This window comes from Streptomyces fuscigenes (assembly GCF_021556455.1).
Classification (GTDB): domain Bacteria; phylum Actinomycetota; class Actinomycetes; order Streptomycetales; family Streptomycetaceae; genus Streptomyces; species Streptomyces fuscigenes.
On the sequence record NZ_JAKGCV010000732.1, the window covers coordinates 1 to 1,593 of the forward strand.

At 75.4% G+C, this 1,593-nt stretch carries 3 protein-coding genes; all 3 read right to left on the reverse strand.

From position 1 onward, the window contains the following. Positions 1 to 183, reverse strand: a 183-nt coding sequence (locus L1885_RS28160; RefSeq protein WP_235799971.1) for a hypothetical protein, incomplete at its 3' end; no start/stop codon positions are given. Continuing rightward, positions 180 to 734, reverse strand: a complete 555-nt coding sequence (locus L1885_RS28165) for a YbaK/EbsC family protein (RefSeq protein ID WP_235799972.1) — start codon at positions 732 to 734, stop codon at positions 180 to 182. The genes L1885_RS28165 and L1885_RS28160, both read right to left, overlap by 4 nt. 51 nt (positions 735 to 785) lie before the next feature. Further along, complete coding sequence (locus tag L1885_RS28170; RefSeq protein ID WP_235799973.1) at positions 786 to 1,355, reverse strand: helix-turn-helix domain-containing protein; 570 nt, start codon at positions 1,353 to 1,355, stop codon at positions 786 to 788. Between the last annotated feature and the right edge of the window lie 238 nt (positions 1,356 to 1,593).

The following is a 1,593-nucleotide window of genomic DNA, read 5'->3' on the forward strand; positions in this document are numbered from 1 at the left end:
GGCGGCCTCGGCCGCGCCGGACAGGTCGTCGGCGAGGGCGACCACCCGGCGCGGCAGCCGCACCTCTCCCTCCGGGAGGGTGCCGCCGCCGGGTGCCGTGCCGCTGCCGGCGTACGAGCCGGCGTGCGGGGTCGCGTCACCGGCGGTCGTCTCGCGGGCCGGCCGCCGGGCGGTCCCGCTCACGCCCCCAGTCCCTCGACGACCACCGCACCGGGCAGGCCGCCGAACAGGGCGCCCGGCGCGATGAGTTTGCCGCGACGGCTGCCGCTGCCGACGAGCACCCACTCGGTCGTCGTCACGGCCGCGTCGACGAGCAGCGGCCAGTCACCCGGCAGCCCGATCGGGGTGATGCCGCCGTATTCCATGCCGCTCAGCTCGACGGCCGTGTCCATCGGCGCGAAGGACGCCTTGCGGGCACCCAGCTGCCTGCGCACCACCCCGTTGACGTCGACGCGGGTGCGGGACAGTACGAGGCACGCGGCGAGCGTCGTCTCGCCGCCGCGCTTGCCCGCCACGACGACGCAGTTGGCCGACGCGTCCACGAGGTCGCGCCCGTAGTGCTCGACGAAGTTCGCGGTGTCGGCGAGGGCGGGGTCGCTGTCCACGAACAGGATCTGCTCGGCGGGGGGCGCGCCGCGCCAGTCCCGGACGGCGGCCGCGACGGGCGGCACCAGCAGGTCGAGGCAGTCGGGTGCGGGGGTGGCCTGGTCGAACTCTCCTACGGGTGCGCGCATGCGGTCACGCTAACAGCCGCGCCGCGCGCGCCGGGCGGGCCCGCGTGCCCCTCAGCGCACCGGAGGCACGGACACCGCCATGACCATCTCGACGGGCTCGGCACCGTCGTTGCGGTAGGTGTGCGGGACGTTCGCCTCGAAGGCGGCGGAGCTCCCGGCGGGCACCGTGTGGGGCGTCGCGTCCACGAGCAGGGTGAGCGCGCCGGCCGTGACGTGGAGGAGTTCGGTGGTGGCCGGGGGGTGCGGGTCGGAGGCGTGCTCGTCGCCGGGCATCAGCCTCCACGACCACAGCTCCCTCGGCCCGTCCCCCTCGCTCCCCACGAGCAGGTCGCCGTGGCTGCCGCCGGGCGTGGACCACATCCGTACGGCGTCGGTGTCCGCCACGATCCGCACCCGCGGGCCGTGTTCGCGGTCGAGGAGCGTGGCGATGCTGACGCCGAGCGCGTCGGCGAGCTTGACGGTGGTGCCGATGCTGGGGTTCGTGCGGGCCTGCTCGATCTGGATGATCATGCCACGGCTCACCGAGGCCCGTTCCGCGAGCGCGTCGAGGGTCAGCCCCCGTTCGGTGCGCCAGTGTCTGAGGTTGCGGCCGAGCGCCTGGGTGAGCTGGTCGAGATCCACGGCGATTCAGTCCCAAGTCTTCGACGGGGTACGGGAGGGCGCACGGGCATGCACCGCGCTCGGTTGCAGCGCAGTGCACCGGAAGGTACAGCACACTGTACGGCGCCGGGCCGGGCGGGCCGGCGCGGTGCGCCACGGACCCGGGGAACGCGCCCGCCGGCCGGGCGCGGGTGTGGGCGTTGCGGTGGCCAGGCGTCCCCGGGGCCGTGTCACGGGCCGCGGCGGAGAGATGCGACGG

Excerpts from the sequence above, each read along its gene's own strand:
- L1885_RS28165 (WP_235799972.1), bottom strand. The coding sequence starts at position 734 with ATGCGCGCACCCGTAGGAGAGTTCGACCAGGCCACCCCCGCACCCGAC.